The organism is Mesorhizobium sp. B283B1A, from assembly GCF_020165735.1.
Classification (GTDB): Bacteria; Pseudomonadota; Alphaproteobacteria; order Rhizobiales; family Rhizobiaceae; genus Mesorhizobium; species Mesorhizobium opportunistum.
Window position 1 is genome coordinate 1 of record NZ_JAIUIQ010000056.1, and the last position, 14,646, is coordinate 14,646.

Below are 14,646 nucleotides of genomic sequence, written 5' to 3' on the forward strand. Positions count from 1 at the left end.
TCGGCTTCGTCGTCATTGCACGATCCCCTGTTCAAAAACAGGGAATCACATCCACCCAATTTTGCAACAATCCCGCAAGGGGAGAAGGAAGGTCGAGCGTAATCACTACTCCACGATGCGATAGATGTTCCACAGGCTGGTGCCCGACACGACATAGGGCTCCATCTCCTTGCCCCATTTGGCATGCGCGTCGATCTTGTTGATCTTGGCGAAGAACGTTTCCAGCTGGGCCAGGCTCTCGACCTGGTGGTGTGACTCGACCGTCGCTTCCCGGGCGCCGATCGATCCGGTCATGATCTGGAACCCGAGGTCGGCGATGCCGACCTGCGAGCCGATCTCGCGTTCCCATTTCTTGAGCAGTTCGAGCACGGTCTGCTTGTGTCCGAACTTGGCGTCGATCTGCCATCTCGCGCTGAACATTTTTTCTCCCTCGGTGGTTTGCGGTTGATCTACTCGTCCCAGGCCTGCACGACGGTCTGCCGTGCGATCTGCCCGTTCTTCAACTCCAGCATCGCGGCGGCGAACACCTTGGTGCCATCCGGATAGGAGCAGGCCTGGGTGAAGGCCAGGCTGTCGCCGTTGGCGATGGTGGTGTCGACCTTGTGGGTCATGGCCCGGCTGCAGATGTCGTCCCAGAACGTCGTGATCGCCGCGCGCCCGCGGATTTCGCGTGGCTTGCTCGGCGGGTTGTTGCGGTCGATCACCCGCACCAGCGCATCGTCGGCGTAGAAGCTCGACAGCATCTTTCCATCGCGGCCTTCGATCGCCTTCTTGATCGCCGCGCCGTCCACTGTGTGAGTCTTGGTCAGCATTTTACCCTCCATGTGCCCGTCTACCCGATCGGGCGGTTGATGCTTGGAAGCACGGCCCGTCGATCATCGACGGGCCGTGTTTTTCACTGCGACTTCGCCTTCACGGCTGCGAAGACGTCGTCGGTCTGCTTCTTGAAAGTCGCCAGATCGACCTGGCTGCCGTTGAGGATCGTCGACCAGTGGCGCACGATCGCCGCCATTGCGATCGTCTCCTTGATCTCCTCGTCGCTCGCGCCGTTGAGCCTGGCAGCCTCTGTGTGGAAATAGATGCAGTACTGGCAGGGGATCTGCGCGGCGACCGCAAGGCCCATCAGTTCCTTGGTTTTGCCGTCGAGCGCGGTGTTGGGGTTGAGCTGCACCCCCTTGATCTCGGCCCAGGCGCCGGCGATGGCGACGTCGGGCAGCGTCTTGAACATGTCAGGCACCGAACCGAGCGTTGCCTCGATGTCCTTGTAGGCGGCCGCCGCCGATGCATCTTCGGCTCTCGCGGGAGAGATCGTGAACAGCGCGCCAATGCCTGCCGCTATCACGAGTGATCTGACATTCAGCTTTGACTTGAGCATTTCATCCTCCGTTCGCAGCGCCTTCCTGGCAATACCCGCCTGGCCTGCATGGGGACATTGATAGCCCTTACTTCGGCCCCGGCGCTTCGCCCGAAAGCGCCATGGCTCTCATGGCCCGTCCGGGCCAGCGTGCCTGACGGAAAATGCCGCTGCCGCGGCTCGCGAGGGTAGGTCGAGCTTGAGCAATATGTTGGCGACGTGGCGTTTGACCGTGTGCTCGCTCAGCCTGAGTTCGGCGGCGATCGCGGCATTGCTCTTGCCATCGGCGATCAGATTCACGACCTCGCTCTCGCGCACCGTCAGCGAGGCCGGCTCGGCCGCCTTGACCTTGGGACGGCAGGCCGGCTCCAGATGCTGTTCGGACGTCGCGAGCACAAGCGCCAGTGGCTCGTCCAGCTCATCGATGCTGACACGCCCCGCTTCGACGAAGTGAAGTCCCGAGCCGACCGCCAGCTCGGCGACCAGCCGCGACGCCAGTATGTCGCCGCGCCCGGCGTGAGCGGCGAGCTGAATGGTCACGCGGCCCGTCAATCCTATGGGAGGGCCGCGCGTCTCGATCTCGCCGACATGCGCGCCCTGTGCGCTTGCCACGCCGATCTGCTGAGCCGCGTCGCGCAACGCCGCCGCGCAGCGCAAGGCACGCCCGGGTCCATCGAAGCGTGAAATCATCATCTCGCCGTGTATATCCACGCAGCGCCCGCCATGGCGTCCGACAAGCGTCCGCCATGTTTCGTGGAAATGCTGGCTGCGTTCGCTCCACATCCGGTCGCCAAGCCGCGCCATATCGTAGATACGTGTCACCAGAAGCGCCGCCAGAACGCGCTCCGCTTCCGCCACCGCGCGCTCGCCGGTCAGGAACTCCTCGATCAGGTCGGCCACCCGGTCGACATCGCCGGTCCAGATCGGATGATCGCGCCCCGGGATTTCGACCAGCCGCGCATTGGGGATCTTCCTGGCCAGGAAGCGGCTGGCGTCGGGATCGACCCGGACGTCGTTGCGGCGATGGATCAGCAGCGTCGGCGCGCGGATCGCCGCCAGCACGCCGCGTATATCGATCTCGGCGTTCATCCGCGCCAATGCCGCGGCCGCGGTCGGGCTCGCCGACAGGCGCTCGAAGCGCGCCCACCAGGTTGAAAAACGGGCGTCGTCAACCCGGCCCGGCGCGAAATGGGGCAAGGTGGCGCCGGTGCCCCAGGCCGTCTCGGCCATCTCGATGAAGGCGTCGAGGCGCTCCGGCGGCATCACCCATTTGTGGAAATGCGCATAGCCGCCATAGAGCGCCAAAGCCCGTGTCCGCTCCGGATAGGTGGCGGCGAACAGCATGGCCATCGGCGCGCCTTCGGAAGCGCCGAGCAGCGCGGCACGCCCACTGCCGGCCGCATCCATCACCGCGCGCACATCGTCCATGCGGGTTTCCAGGCTGGGCAGGTTATGGACATCGACACGGTCGGAAAGGCCCGTGCCGCGCTTGTCGAACAGGATCAAACGCGAGAACGCCGAAAGCCGCTTGAGCAACCGGCTGTAGCCCTCGTCATCCCAGTGCAGGTCGAGGTTGGAAATGAAGCCTGGCACGAAGACGAGATCGAACGATCCTTGGCCGACCACCTGATAGGCGATCCGCACCTCGCCGCTGAGGGCATATCGGGTCGCGATCGGCCTCACGAGTTTTCCGCCCGGCCTGACGATTTCTGATCGTCAACCATAGCAGAGCCGCGCCGCTTGCGGCAGCTTAAACTTTAGCAAGCAGAAATATAAGCCTGCGCGGCTCCTGCGGCTATTTTTGTGAGGCGGCGATGTCGGCCGGGGAGGCCTTCATTCCCAGCTTGAGATCGGCCTCGGCCGGCGAGATCGGCCGCTTGATCCTGGCGGACGCGACCACGACGAGTTCGTCGAAGCCTTCGCCGCCACTGTCCAGCATCTCGAAGAACTGCCGCCGCATCCTGGGTTCCCAGAATTTGTTGATGTGCTCGGCGACGCCCGCGACACCCTCTTCGCGCGGCCTGGAATGAAAAAAGGCCGCGATCTGGTTGGCCATGCGCACCAGCTTCTCGCTGGTGCTGGTGATGTGGTCTTCGTCATGCGACATGCTGGGCAACTCCCAAGACCACCCGGTCAGGGTGGGTGAAAACATCGAAATCATCGCCGCGCACCAGCGCCACCAGCGTCATTCCGGCCTCTTGCGCCGTGCGGATGGCAAGTGCGGTCGGCGCCGAGACGGCGATGATGAAGGCGGAACCGATCGCCGCCGTCTTCTGCACCATCTCGACCGAGACACGGCTGGTCACCACGACGGCGCCCGTCGAACCGTCGATGCCGGCCTTGGCCAGGGCGCCGGCCAGCTTGTCCAGCGCATTGTGGCGGCCGACATCCTCGCGCGCCATGACGACGCCTTCGCCTGGAACGTAGAAACCGGCGGCATGCACGGCCCCGGTCTCCGCATGCAGCGGCTGCACCTTCGACAGGAGCTTCACGGAGCGAACGATGTCGTTGGCATCAAGTGTAAGTTTTGACGCACCAACCGCATCGACGGAGCGCATGGCTTCCTCGATGGATTCGATGCCGCAGAGCCCACAGCCGACCGGCCCGGCAAGCCGGCGCCGCCGCGCCTCGAAGCGCGTGTTGGCCTGGTCCTTCAGCCGGATCTGGATATCGATGCCGGCGCCATGATCCTCGACCTCGATCGCCTCGATTTCCCCAGGCGCGGCGATGATGCCTTCGGTCAGCGAGAAGCCGAGCGCGAAATCCTCGAAATCGGCCGGGCTCGCCATCATCACCGCATGGGTGGTGCCGGCGAACGAGAATGCCACCGGCGTCTCCTCCGGAACCATCCGGTTGGCCGCGACAGTGCCACTGGCGCGGTGCGCCAGGCGGGAGATTTGCGTAATGGCTAGGCGTTTGCGGGTCACGCGCCCCCCTCTGGCCTGCCGGCCATCTCCCCCTCATGGGGGGAGATTGGCAGCTTGGCCGATATCACCCACTTTTCGACGTTGGCGATTGGCGAAAGGCGGTGCGCCATCCAATCTCCCCCCTTGAGGGGGAGATGGCCGGCAGGCCAGAGGGGCGCGCCTCGACGAGACACCAAACCCTACTCCGCCGCTTCCAGCGGTGCGATACGGCGGCTGTTGCGCGCTTGCTCGTCGTAATCGCGCTGCCAGTCCGACGGCCCATTGGAAGCGCCGACCTGAACCGCCGTCACCTTGTACTCCGGACAGTTCGTCGCCCAGTCGGAGAAGTCGGTGGTGATGACGTTGGCCTGCGTGTCCGGATGGTGGAATGTCGTATAGACCACGCCCGGCGACACCCGATCGGTGATCAGCGCCCGCAGCGTCGTCTCGCCAGAGCGGCTGGTCAGCCGCACCCAGTCGCCATCGCGCAGGCCACGGTTCTCGGCATCGTGCGGGTGGATCTCCAACCGGTCCTCCGAGTGCCACATGACGTTTTCGGTGCGCCTTGTCTGCGCCCCGACATTGTACTGGCTGAGGATGCGGCCGGTGGTAAGCAGCAGCGGGAAGCGCGGCCCGGTCCGCTCGTCGGTCGCCACATATTCGGTGCGGATGAACTTGCCCTTGCCGCGCACGAAGCCGTCGACATGCATGATCGGCGTGCCGAGCGGTGCCTTCTCGTTGCAGGGCCATTGCACGGATCCGACACGGTCGAGCAGCCCGAACGAGACACCGGCGAAACTCGGCGTCGTCTGGGCGATTTCGTCCATGATCTCAGAGGGATGCTGGTAGTTCCAGTCGAGCCCGATCGCGCGGGCAAGCTCCTGCGTCGCTTCCCAGTCGGCGTAGCGTGCCTTCGGCTCCAGAACCTTGCGCACCATGTTGATGCGGCGCTCGGCATTGGTGAAGGTGCCGTCCTTTTCCAGGAAGGTCGAGCCCGGCAGGAAGACATGCGCGTAATTCGCCGTCTCGTTGAGGAAGAGGTCGTGCACGACCACGCATTCCATGGCCGCCAGGCCGGCGGCGACATGCTTGGTGTCGGGGTCGGACTGCAGGATGTCCTCGCCCTGGATGTAGATGCCTTTGAAGGAGCCGTCGACGGCGGCATCCAGCATGTTGGGAATGCGCAGGCCAGGCTCGTCGTCGAGCTTCACGCCCCACAGGCTCTCGTAGATGTCGCGCACGGCGTCGCCCGAAATATGGCGATAGCCCGGCAGTTCGTGCGGGAAAGAGCCCATGTCGCACGAGCCTTGCACGTTGTTTTGGCCGCGCAGCGGGTTAACGCCGACGCCCGGCCGTCCAATATTGCCGGTCGCCATGGCAAGGTTGGCGATCGCCATAACCGTGGTCGAACCTTGGCTGTGTTCGGTGACGCCCAGTCCGTAATAGATCGCGCCGTTGCCGCCGGTGGCGTAGAGACGCGCGGCTCCCCGGATCAGCTCGGGATCGACGCCGGACAATTTGCCGACGGTCTCGGGGCTGTTTTCCGGCAGAGCGACGAAGGACGCCCAGTCCTGGAATTCCGTCCAGTCGCAGCGTTCGCGGATGAAGGCCTCGTTGAACAGGCCTTCCGTGACGATGACATGCGCCAGCGCCGTCAGCACCGCCACATTGGTGCCGGGCTTCAGCGGCAGGTGATAGTCCGCTTCGATATGCGCCGACTTGACCATCTCGGTGCGGCGCGGATCGAGCACGATCAGCCTGGCGCCCTGGCGCAGCCGCTTCTTCAGCCGCGAGGCGAATACTGGGTGCGCCGAAGCCGGATTGGCGCCGATGATGACGGCGACGTCGGTGTAATCGACCGAATCGAAATCCTGCGTGCCGGCCGAGGTGCCATAGGTCTGGCCGAGCCCGTAGCCAGTCGGCGAATGGCAGACGCGCGCGCAGGTGTCGACATTGTTGTTGCGGAAGCCCTGGCGCACCAGCTTCTGAACGAGATAGGTCTCTTCATTGGTGCAGCGCGACGAGGTGATGCCGCCGATGGATGTGCGTCCGTACTGATACTGGATGCGGCGGAATTCCTTGGCAGTGTGGGCGATCGCCTCTTCCCAGCTCACCTCGCGCCAGGGATCGCTGACCTTCTCGCGGATCATCGGCGACAGGATGCGGTCCTTGTGGGTGGCATAGCCATAGGCGAAACGGCCCTTCACGCAGGAGTGGCCATGGTTTGCCTTGCCCTCCTTGTAGGGCATCATGCGAATGACTTCGTCGTCCTTCACCTCGGCCTTGAACGAGCAGCCGACGCCGCAATAGGCGCAGGTGGTGATGGCCGAGCGCTCCGGCAGGCCCTTGGCGAGCACGGTCTTCTCGCGCAGCGCATCGGTCGGGCAGGCCTGCACGCAGGCGCCGCAGGACACGCATTCGGAAGCGATGAAGTCCTCATGCATGCCGGCGACCATGCGCGATTCGAAACCGCGGCCCTCGATCGTCAGCGCGAAGGTGCCTTGCACTTCCTCGCAGGCGCGCACGCAGCGCGAGCAGACGATGCATTGCGCCGGATCATAGGTGAAATAGGGATTGGATTCATCGCGGGCGATGTAGTCGACCGCAAGCGAGCCATGGCCGGGCGCAACGCCGTCTTCCTGCTTGACGTGATTGCGGCCCTCGACGCCGTAGCGGTTCTCGGCCAGGCCGACCGACTTCGCCACCGCGTCGAACTCACTGGCGCCGGTTCCGGCCTTCTCGTTCCAGCCGGTCGGATGGTCGGAGACATAGAGTTCCATGACGCCGCGGCGAATGGCGTCCAGCCGCTCGGACTGCGTCTTGACCACCATGCCTTCGCCGACCGGCGTCGTGCAGGACGCCGGCGTGCCGCCGCGCCCTTCGATCTCGACTAGGCAGACGCGGCAGGAGCCGAACGAGTCCAGCATGTCGGTGGCACAGAGTTTCGGGATCTCGACCCCGCCTTCCATCGCCGCACGCATGATCGACGTGCCTTCCGGCACGCTGATGCTGCGACCGTCGACGGTCAGCGTGACCTGCTTTTGCGCCTTCGATTCCGGGGTTCCGTAATCGAGTTCTTCGATGAGTGTCGGGAAGTCGGCCTTGATGTTCATCTGCCAGCTCCTATTCAGCAGCCACGCGCGCGGGCGCCGGCTTGAAATCCTCGGGGAAATGGGTGATCGAACTCATCACCGGGTAGGGCGTGAAGCCGCCCAGCGCGCAGAGCGATCCGAACTTCATCGTGTTGCAGAGGTCGGTGACCAGAGCGAGATTCCTTTCCGGTTCGATGCCGGCGGCGAGCCTGTCGATGGTCTCCACCCCGCGCGTCGAGCCGATGCGGCAAGGGGTGCACTTGCCGCAGCTTTCGATGGCGCAGAACTCCATGGCGAAGCGCGCCTGCTTAAGCATATCGGCGGTGTCGTCGAACACGGTGATGCCGGCATGGCCGATCAGCCCGTCACGCTTGGCGAATTCTTCGTAATCGAATGGCGTGTCGAACATCGCGCGCGGGAAATAGGCGCCGAGCGGCCCGCCGACCTGCACGGCCTTCACCGGCCGGCCGGTGGCCGTGCCGCCGCCAATATCGTCGACGATCTCGCCCAAGGTGAGGCCGAAGGCGGTTTCGAACAAGCCGCCATGCTTGACGTTGCCGGCGATCTGGATCGGGATCGTGCCGCGCGAGCGGCCCATGCCGAAATCCTTGTAGAAGGCGGCGCCCTTGTCCATGATAACGGGGACGGAAGCCAGCGAGATGACGTTGTTGATCACCGTCGGCTTGCCGAACAGGCCCTGGATGGCCGGCAGCGGCGGCTTGGCGCGCACCACGCCACGCTTGCCTTCGAGGCTGTTCAAGAGCGAGGTTTCCTCACCGCAGACATAGGCGCCGGCGCCGACACGGATCTCCATGTCGAAGGCGTTGGGCGAGCCCAGCACGTTGACGCCGAGCACGCCGGCCTTGCGGGCAACCTCGACGGCCTTGTTCATGACAGCCACCGCATGCGGATATTCCGAGCGGATATAGACGAAACCCTTGGTCGCGCCGGTGGCGATACCGGCGATCGCCATGCCTTCGATCAGCACGAAGGGGTCGCCTTCCATGATCATGCGGTCGGCGAATGTGGCGCTGTCGCCCTCGTCGGCGTTGCAGACGATGTATTTGCGGTCACCCGTCGTATCCAGCACCGTCTTCCACTTGATGCCGGTCGGGAAGCCGGCGCCGCCGCGGCCGCGCAGGCCGGACTCCGTCACCTGTTTGACGATTTCGGCGGGCGCCATGGCCACCGCGTTCTGCAGGCCCTTCAGTCCGCCGAGCGATTTATAGGCGTCGAGCGACAACGGGTCGTTGATGCCGCAGCGCGCGAAGGTCAGCCTGGTCTGCTTGGCCAGGAAGGGGATCTTGTCCGGCGCGCCCAGCCAGCGTTTGTGATGGCCGCCGGTAAGGAAGCCGCCGTCGAATAGGCTCTTGACGTCGGAAGCCTTTACGGGACCGTAGGCGACGCGGCCGTTGGCGGTCGCGACCTCGACCATCGGTTCGAGGAAATAGGCGCCGCGCGAGCCGTTGCGCACGATCTTGGCCTCGATGCCGCGTTCGGCGAGCTCCGCGCGGACCGCCTTGGCGACCTTTTCGGCGCCCAGCGCCAGCGCGCCGGAATCGCCGGGGATGTAGATGCGGGGGATCATGAGCGCACCTCGGCGACGATCTCGTCGATCTTGTCGTCGTCAAGCCGTCCTATCACCTCGCCGTCGAGCATTGCCGAAGGCGAACAGGCGCAAAGCCCGAGGCAATAGACGGGCTCGAGCGTAACCGATCCGTCGCGGGTGGTCTCATGGAAATCGATGCCGAGCAGTTGCTTGACCTTGGCGGCGACCGCATCCGAGCCCATCGACTGGCAGGCTTCCGCCTGGCAAAGCTTGATCACATGGCGGCCGGCCGGCCGGGCACGGAAATCATGATAGAAGGTCACGACGCCATGCACCTCCGCCCTGGAGAGGTTCAGCCCGTCGGCGATGACGGGCAGCACGTCATGCGGCACATGGCCGAATTCCTCCTGGATGCCGTGCAGGATCGGCAGCAGCGGGCCTTCGAGGCCTTTCAACTCCTGGACGATCGCGGCCGTGCGCGATGCAATTTCGGTACTTGCAGGCTGCATCGTCATGCAGCGCCCTCCCTGGTCGTGGCTTTCCCTATGCATGTCGCCCAAAAATGCGAAGCGGTGTCGGGGCAACGACATGCATAGGGCGCAATATCGCTAAGTGCTTAAGAAATCAGAGGAAACCTCCGAAATCAATAAAGCGGTTTCGTCGTTCGATAGAAAATTTCTATCAAGCGTCTTCTCAGGGCATTCCTAGCCTAGCGATGGGCGCGGAAATCGTCTGCCAGCGCCATCGCCTCGTCCAGCAGCGCCTGCACCAGCGGCGTGTGCGGCTCGCGCGGCGCCGCCACCAGCCCGACGGTATGGCTGGCATCCGGTTCGACGATCGGAATGGCCCGGATCGGCTCCGAAAAGCCGAATGTTTCCGCGAGGTTGAGTGGCATGATCGATGACCATTTGCCGGTCCGGATGTGCGAGAACAAGACGATCATCGAGTTGGATTCCAGCGTCGGCCGCACCTGCACGCCGGCTTCCGCCAGATGCTGGTCGATGATGCGCCGGTTCTGCATGTCCGGCGTCAGCAGGCAGAGTGGCAGATGGCTGATCTCGGCCCACGTCACTTTGTCGCGGTCGGAATAGGGATTTCCGACCGCCGTGATCAGCTGGTAGCGCTCGTCATAGAGTGGCACGCTGGTCACTCGCCCCAGGGGTTCGTTGTCGAGATAGGTGATGCCGGCATCGACATCGAAATTGCCGAGCAGCGTCAGCACCTCGATCGAGGTCCGCGACAGGACGGAAAAAGTGACGCCGGGATGCTTTTCGCGGAACGGCGTCGTCAGCCGCGCCACCATGGCCAGCGCCGTCGGGACGGCGGCGATGCGGATGCGGCCGGCAAGGCCGTGGCGCGCCGCGCGCATTTCCTCGCGCATGGTCCTTGAGTCGCCAACGATGCGCCGCGCCCAAACCAGCACCTGCTTGCCTTCCGGCGTCAGGCCCTGGAAGCGCGAGCCGCGCAGCACCAGCATGACGCCGAGCTGGCCTTCCAGTTGCTTGATCCCGGCCGAAAGCGTCGGCTGGGTAACGCCGCACACTTCCGCCGCCCGGCCGAAATGCTCTTCCTTGGCCAGCGCGATGAAGAATTCGAGTTTGTCGATCATGCCATCCTTCCGGTCGTCGCACAGGCTCGGGCAATTTGTCCTTTGCCGCAAGCGATATGCATAACGCCCCGCATCCACATCTTTTCAGCCGGCTTACGGTTCCCCACGGCGCTGTGCGGCGCTATGTCAGTAAAACGGTCGTGAACCGGCCGCGATGGGAGACTGACATGCTGGGCTGGTTCCGCAAGCTGCTGCCGCGCGAAGATCGCTTCTTTGATCTGTTCGAGCGGCATTCCCGCACGGTGGTCGGCGGCGCGGAAGCGCTGCAGCTCCTCCTCCAGGGCAAGGATGTCGATCGCTGGTGCCAGAAGATCGTCGATCTCGAGGACGAGGCCGACCACATCACCGCCGAAGTCCTGCTTGCCGTGCGGCGCTCCTTCATCACGCCTTTCGATCGCGGCGACATCAAGGACCTGATCCAGTCGATGGATGATGCCATCGACATGATGCACAAGACGGTCAAGACGGTAAGACTGTTCGAAAAAAAGGAATTCGACCCGCTGATGCAGGAGATGGGCGGCGTCATCGTCGCTGCCGCCAAGCTGGTGGCCGAGGCGATCCCGCTGCTCGCCAAGGTCGGTACGCACACGGTGCGCCTCAACGCCATCGCCGAAGAAGTCATGCGCGTCGAAAGCCGGGCCGATGATCTGCATGAGCAGGGGCTGAAAGACCTGTTCAGGAAACACGGCAGCAGCGACCCTATGGCCTATCTGATCGGCAGCGAGATCTATGGCCAGCTCGAGAAGGTGGTCGACCGTTTCGAGGACGTCGCCAACGAGATCAGCGGCATCGTCATCGAGAACGTCTAGGCAATGGAAGCCACCATAGCCTTTCCCCTGCTGGCCGGCCTTGTCGCCGTCGCGCTGTTCTTCGATTTTCTCAACGGCCTGCACGACGCGGCCAACTCCATCGCCACGATCGTCTCCACGCGCGTGCTGCGGCCGCATTATGCGGTGTTCTGGGCGGCCTTCTTCAATTTCATCGCCTTCATGTTCTTCGGCCTCCATGTCGCCGAAACCGTGGGCAAGGGCATCGTCGACGTCAGCATCGTCACGCCGGCGGTGATCTTCTCGGCCCTCGTCGGCGCCATCGTCTGGAACATCGTCACCTGGGTCGCCGGCATCCCATCGAGCAGCTCGCACGCGCTGATCGGCGGGCTGGTCGGCGCCGGCGTTGCAAAGGCGGGCGTCGGCGCCATCGTCTGGTCGGGGCTCGGCAAGACGGTCGCCGCGATCGTCCTGTCGCCGGCGACGGGTTTTGTCCTGGCGCTCGTCCTGATCCTCGTGGTTTCGTGGCTGTTCGTGCGCCAGACACCGTTTGCCGTCGACAGCACCTTCCGCGTGCTGCAGTTCTTTTCCGCCTCGCTCTATTCGCTCGGACATGGCGGCAACGATGCCCAGAAGACCATGGGCATCATCGCAGTGCTGCTCTATTCGCAAGGCATGCTCGGCGAGAAATTCTACGTGCCGCTGTGGGTCGTCCTTACCTGCCAGTCGGCGCTGGCGCTAGGCACACTGTTCGGCGGCTGGCGTATCGTCCATACGATGGGCTCGAAGATCACCCGGTTGAATCCGATGCAGGGTTTCTGCGCCGAGACCGGCGGTGCCATTACGCTGTTCGCCGCCACCTGGCTCGGCATTCCCGTATCGACCACGCATACGATCACCGGTGCCATCATCGGCGTCGGCGCCGCCCGCCGCGTCTCGGCGGTGCGCTGGGGCCTTGCCGGCAACATCGTCATCGCCTGGATTGTCACCTTGCCGGCGACGGCGGCGATTTCGGCTCTTACTTATTTTGCCGTCAACCTGGCGGGTTGAGGCAATATCGCGGCGCGCGGAGCCCCCGCCAATCGTGATGCGGTCTACTGGCTCACAAGATTGAGGATGTTGCCGTCCGGATCCTTGAACCAGGCGACCTTCATGCCCTGGCCGACATGGACGTCGCCCTCGATCGTCAGCCCGGGCATTTCGTAGTGTTCGAAGGCAACGCCTTTCGATTTCAACGATTTGACGACAGTCTCGATCTGATCGCCGACCGTCCAGGTCACCGCCGTCGCCTTGTTGGTCCCGGCAAATTGTGAATGATAGACATTGATGAACGTGTCGCCGCTTTTGTAGACGATCAGTTCGCCACCCATGTCGTCGACCTGTTTGAGGCCCAGGGTTCCCTCATAAAAGGCCTTTGCTCTCGCCAGGTCCTTCACCGCGATGTTGGCCGTGGCGTTGCTGTTTTCGAGCATGATCGTATCCTTCCCTGATTGTCTTCCCTCATCCCCATTGAAATAGGTCGGGCGCCATGCTTGGCGACTTTTGTCCACCGCGGCTCTCGTTCGCATCAGCCAAGGGGACGTCAAGGGGTGCGTCGAGGCGGCTGCTTGGTTCTGCCCGAAAACTACACTATCTGAGGGGCCGAACGCCGAGGAAAAGATCATGTCCGTTACCAAGGAAATCGTCACCGAGCGCCTGAAGACGGTCAATGGGCCTGACTTCACCAGCAATATCGTCGATCTCGGCATGGTCTCCGAGATATTCATCGCCGACGCAAAAGTGTTCTTCTCGATCACGGTTCCCGCCGCCAGGGCGCAGGAGATGGAGCCGTTGCGCGCCGCCGCGGAGCGTGTCGTCAAGGCAATCCCCGGCGTCGCCGGCGCCGTCGTCGCGCTGACGGCCGAAAAGAAGGGCGGCGGCATGGAGGCGCCGGTTCCGGCGCGTCCCGCTGCCAGGCCGGCACCATCGGCTCCGCCCCCAGCTGCCTCACCGCGCGCCGCCCCACAGGCTCCCGCCTCGCACAGCCATGGCAAGCGCGGCGTGCCCGGCATCGAGGCGATCATCGCCGTTGCTTCTGGCAAGGGCGGTGTCGGCAAGTCGACCACCGCCGTCAACATCGCGCTTGGCCTTGCCGCCAATGGCCTGCGCGTCGGCGTGCTCGATGCCGACATCTACGGTCCGTCAATGCCCAGGCTGCTCAACATTCACGGCCGGCCGCAGACGGTCGACGGCAAGATCCTGAAGCCGATGGAGAATTATGGGCTGAAGGTGATGTCGATGGGTTTCCTCGTCGACGAGGAGACACCGATGATCTGGCGCGGCCCGATGGTGATGTCGGCGCTGACGCAGATGCTGCGCGAGGTCGAATGGGGGCGGCTCGACGTGCTTGTCGTCGACATGCCTCCAGGCACCGGCGACGCCCAACTGACCATGGCCCAGCAGGTGCCGCTGGCCGGTGCTGTCATCGTCTCGACGCCGCAGGACCTGGCGCTGATCGATGCCCGCAAGGGGCTGAATATGTTCAGGAAGGTTGACGTGCCGCTGCTCGGCATCGTCGAGAACATGAGCTACTTCCTGGCGCCCGACACCGGCAAGCGCTACGACATCTTTGGCCATGGCGGCGCACGCCGCGAGGCCGAGCGCCTCGGCGTCACCTTCCTCGGCGAAGTGCCGCTGGAGATGGGCATTCGCGAAAGCTCGGACGAAGGTTCGCCGGTCGTGGCGTCGAAGCCCGACAGCGCCGAGGCGAAAATTTATCGCGATATTGCTTCGAAGGTCTGGGATCGGGTCAACGAGGAGCGTGGCGCCGCCGAAGCGGCGGTGCCGAACATCGTCTTCGAGTGATTCTCAAGGGGGAGGGCCTAGCCGCCCACCTTCTCGCCGAATGTCGAAAAGAATTGTCCGGCCAGCTTCTTCGAGGTCGACTCGATCAGCCGGCTGCCAAGCTGGGCGATCTTGCCGCCGACATCGGCCTTGGCTGCGTATTTCAGGACGGTGGCATCCGGCCCATCCGGTGTCAGCGTCACGTCGGCGCCGCCCTTGGCAAAGCCGGCAATGCCGCCCTTGCCTTCGCCCTGGATGGTGTAGGCATGCGGCGGCTTGAGGTTTTTCAGCGTCACCTCGCCATTGAAGGTCGCCTTGATCGGTCCGATTTTCAGGACGACCGTCGCCGCCATCTCGGTCGGCGACTTCATCTCCAGGCTCTGGCAGCCGGGAATGCTCTCCTTGAGCACCGCCGGATCGTTCAAAGCTTCCCATACTTTCTGTATGGGTGCGGCGATACGTTCCTCGCCTTCGATCACCAAAGCCATCAAAACCTCCCGGATCACCGATGTCGGATTGGTCGTAGCGTGCGGGTCGATACATGTC

General features: G+C 63.8%; 15 protein-coding genes. 3 read left to right on the plus strand and 12 right to left on the minus strand.

Annotation, left to right across the window (positions count from 1 at the left end):
• Positions 1 to 105: 105 nt before the first annotated feature.
• From LB577_RS29850 to LB577_RS29895, 10 genes are all read right to left on the minus strand, one after another.
• Positions 106 to 420 carry a hypothetical protein gene (locus LB577_RS29850; protein WP_224690032.1) on the minus strand — a complete coding sequence of 105 codons (315 nt, stop codon included), beginning with the start codon at positions 418 to 420 and terminating at the stop codon, positions 106 to 108.
• A 29-nt stretch (positions 421 to 449) separates the two neighbouring features.
• Entirely contained in the window at positions 450 to 812 is a 363-nt protein-coding gene (locus LB577_RS29855) for a nuclear transport factor 2 family protein (RefSeq protein WP_023766355.1), read from the minus strand.
• An 83-nt stretch (positions 813 to 895) separates the two neighbouring features.
• On the minus strand, positions 896 to 1,375 hold the full coding sequence (locus LB577_RS29860) for a carboxymuconolactone decarboxylase family protein (protein ID WP_023775763.1): 480 nt from the start codon (positions 1,373 to 1,375) through the stop codon (positions 896 to 898).
• Between the two features lie 108 nt (positions 1,376 to 1,483).
• Complete coding sequence (locus tag LB577_RS29865) at positions 1,484 to 3,037, minus strand: alpha/beta fold hydrolase (protein WP_224690033.1); 1,554 nt, start codon at positions 3,035 to 3,037, stop codon at positions 1,484 to 1,486.
• Between the two features lie 112 nt (positions 3,038 to 3,149).
• Positions 3,150 to 3,461, minus strand: a complete 312-nt coding sequence (locus tag LB577_RS29870; protein ID WP_224690034.1) for a formate dehydrogenase subunit delta — start codon at positions 3,459 to 3,461, stop codon at positions 3,150 to 3,152.
• On the minus strand, positions 3,451 to 4,281 hold the full coding sequence (gene fdhD, locus LB577_RS29875) for a formate dehydrogenase accessory sulfurtransferase FdhD (RefSeq protein ID WP_224690035.1): 831 nt from the start codon (positions 4,279 to 4,281) through the stop codon (positions 3,451 to 3,453). Before fdhD ends, LB577_RS29870 begins: the two co-directional genes overlap by 11 nt.
• Before the next feature lie 179 nt (positions 4,282 to 4,460).
• On the minus strand, positions 4,461 to 7,373 hold the full coding sequence (gene fdhF / locus LB577_RS29880) for a formate dehydrogenase subunit alpha (RefSeq protein ID WP_224690036.1): 2,913 nt from the start codon (positions 7,371 to 7,373) through the stop codon (positions 4,461 to 4,463).
• A gap of 10 nt (positions 7,374 to 7,383) precedes the next feature.
• Complete coding sequence (locus tag LB577_RS29885; protein WP_224690037.1) at positions 7,384 to 8,940, minus strand: formate dehydrogenase beta subunit; 1,557 nt, start codon at positions 8,938 to 8,940, stop codon at positions 7,384 to 7,386.
• Positions 8,937 to 9,416 (minus strand): formate dehydrogenase subunit gamma, encoded by a 480-nt coding sequence (locus LB577_RS29890; protein ID WP_224690038.1) that lies wholly within the window; start codon positions 9,414 to 9,416, stop codon positions 8,937 to 8,939. Before LB577_RS29890 ends, LB577_RS29885 begins: the two co-directional genes overlap by 4 nt.
• Positions 9,417 to 9,610: 194 nt before the next feature.
• Complete coding sequence (locus LB577_RS29895; RefSeq protein WP_023766362.1) at positions 9,611 to 10,510, minus strand: LysR family transcriptional regulator; 900 nt, start codon at positions 10,508 to 10,510, stop codon at positions 9,611 to 9,613.
• A gap of 167 nt (positions 10,511 to 10,677) precedes the next feature.
• On the opposite strand from LB577_RS29895, the gene LB577_RS29900 reads away from it, so the two are divergent.
• The gene (locus tag LB577_RS29900; protein ID WP_224690039.1) at positions 10,678 to 11,319 is read left to right on the plus strand and encodes a DUF47 domain-containing protein; all 642 of its coding nucleotides are present in this window, start codon (positions 10,678 to 10,680) and stop codon (positions 11,317 to 11,319) included.
• A gap of 3 nt (positions 11,320 to 11,322) precedes the next feature.
• The gene (locus tag LB577_RS29905; protein WP_224690040.1) at positions 11,323 to 12,327 is read left to right on the plus strand and encodes an inorganic phosphate transporter; all 1,005 of its coding nucleotides are present in this window, start codon (positions 11,323 to 11,325) and stop codon (positions 12,325 to 12,327) included.
• A 44-nt stretch (positions 12,328 to 12,371) separates the two neighbouring features.
• Here the strand turns inward: LB577_RS29905 and LB577_RS29910 are convergent, their stop codons facing one another.
• On the minus strand, positions 12,372 to 12,749 hold the full coding sequence (locus LB577_RS29910; protein ID WP_224690041.1) for a VOC family protein: 378 nt from the start codon (positions 12,747 to 12,749) through the stop codon (positions 12,372 to 12,374).
• 187 nt (positions 12,750 to 12,936) lie between these two features.
• On the opposite strand from LB577_RS29910, the gene LB577_RS29915 reads away from it, so the two are divergent.
• Complete coding sequence (locus tag LB577_RS29915) at positions 12,937 to 14,121, plus strand: Mrp/NBP35 family ATP-binding protein (protein WP_224690051.1); 1,185 nt, start codon at positions 12,937 to 12,939, stop codon at positions 14,119 to 14,121.
• Positions 14,122 to 14,138: 17 nt separating this feature from the next.
• Here LB577_RS29915 and LB577_RS29920 read toward each other — a convergent pair whose 3' ends face one another.
• Positions 14,139 to 14,588 carry an SRPBCC family protein gene (locus LB577_RS29920; RefSeq protein ID WP_023766367.1) on the minus strand — a complete coding sequence of 150 codons (450 nt, stop codon included), beginning with the start codon at positions 14,586 to 14,588 and terminating at the stop codon, positions 14,139 to 14,141.
• Positions 14,589 to 14,646: the final 58 nt, after the last annotated feature.

Bases quoted from the DNA above. Each gene is read 5' to 3' on its own strand.
- LB577_RS29920 (WP_023766367.1), bottom strand. From the start codon at position 14,588: ATGGCTTTGGTGATCGAAGGCGAGGAACGTATCGCCGCACCCATACAG.
- LB577_RS29855 (WP_023766355.1), bottom strand. From the start codon at position 812: ATGCTGACCAAGACTCACACAGTGGACGGCGCGGCGATCAAGAAGGCG.
- fdhF (WP_224690036.1), bottom strand. From the start codon at position 7,373: ATGAACATCAAGGCCGACTTCCCGACACTCATCGAAGAACTCGATTAC.
- LB577_RS29905 (WP_224690040.1), top strand. From the start codon at position 11,323: ATGGAAGCCACCATAGCCTTTCCCCTGCTGGCCGGCCTTGTCGCCGTC.
- LB577_RS29850 (WP_224690032.1), bottom strand. From the start codon at position 420: ATGTTCAGCGCGAGATGGCAGATCGACGCCAAGTTCGGACACAAGCAG.
- LB577_RS29890 (WP_224690038.1), bottom strand. From the start codon at position 9,416: ATGACGATGCAGCCTGCAAGTACCGAAATTGCATCGCGCACGGCCGCG.
- LB577_RS29910 (WP_224690041.1), bottom strand. From the start codon at position 12,749: ATGCTCGAAAACAGCAACGCCACGGCCAACATCGCGGTGAAGGACCTG.
- LB577_RS29900 (WP_224690039.1), top strand. From the start codon at position 10,678: ATGCTGGGCTGGTTCCGCAAGCTGCTGCCGCGCGAAGATCGCTTCTTT.
- LB577_RS29870 (WP_224690034.1), bottom strand. From the start codon at position 3,461: ATGTCGCATGACGAAGACCACATCACCAGCACCAGCGAGAAGCTGGTG.
- LB577_RS29860 (WP_023775763.1), bottom strand. From the start codon at position 1,375: ATGCTCAAGTCAAAGCTGAATGTCAGATCACTCGTGATAGCGGCAGGC.
- LB577_RS29885 (WP_224690037.1), bottom strand. From the start codon at position 8,940: ATGATCCCCCGCATCTACATCCCCGGCGATTCCGGCGCGCTGGCGCTG.
- LB577_RS29895 (WP_023766362.1), bottom strand. From the start codon at position 10,510: ATGATCGACAAACTCGAATTCTTCATCGCGCTGGCCAAGGAAGAGCAT.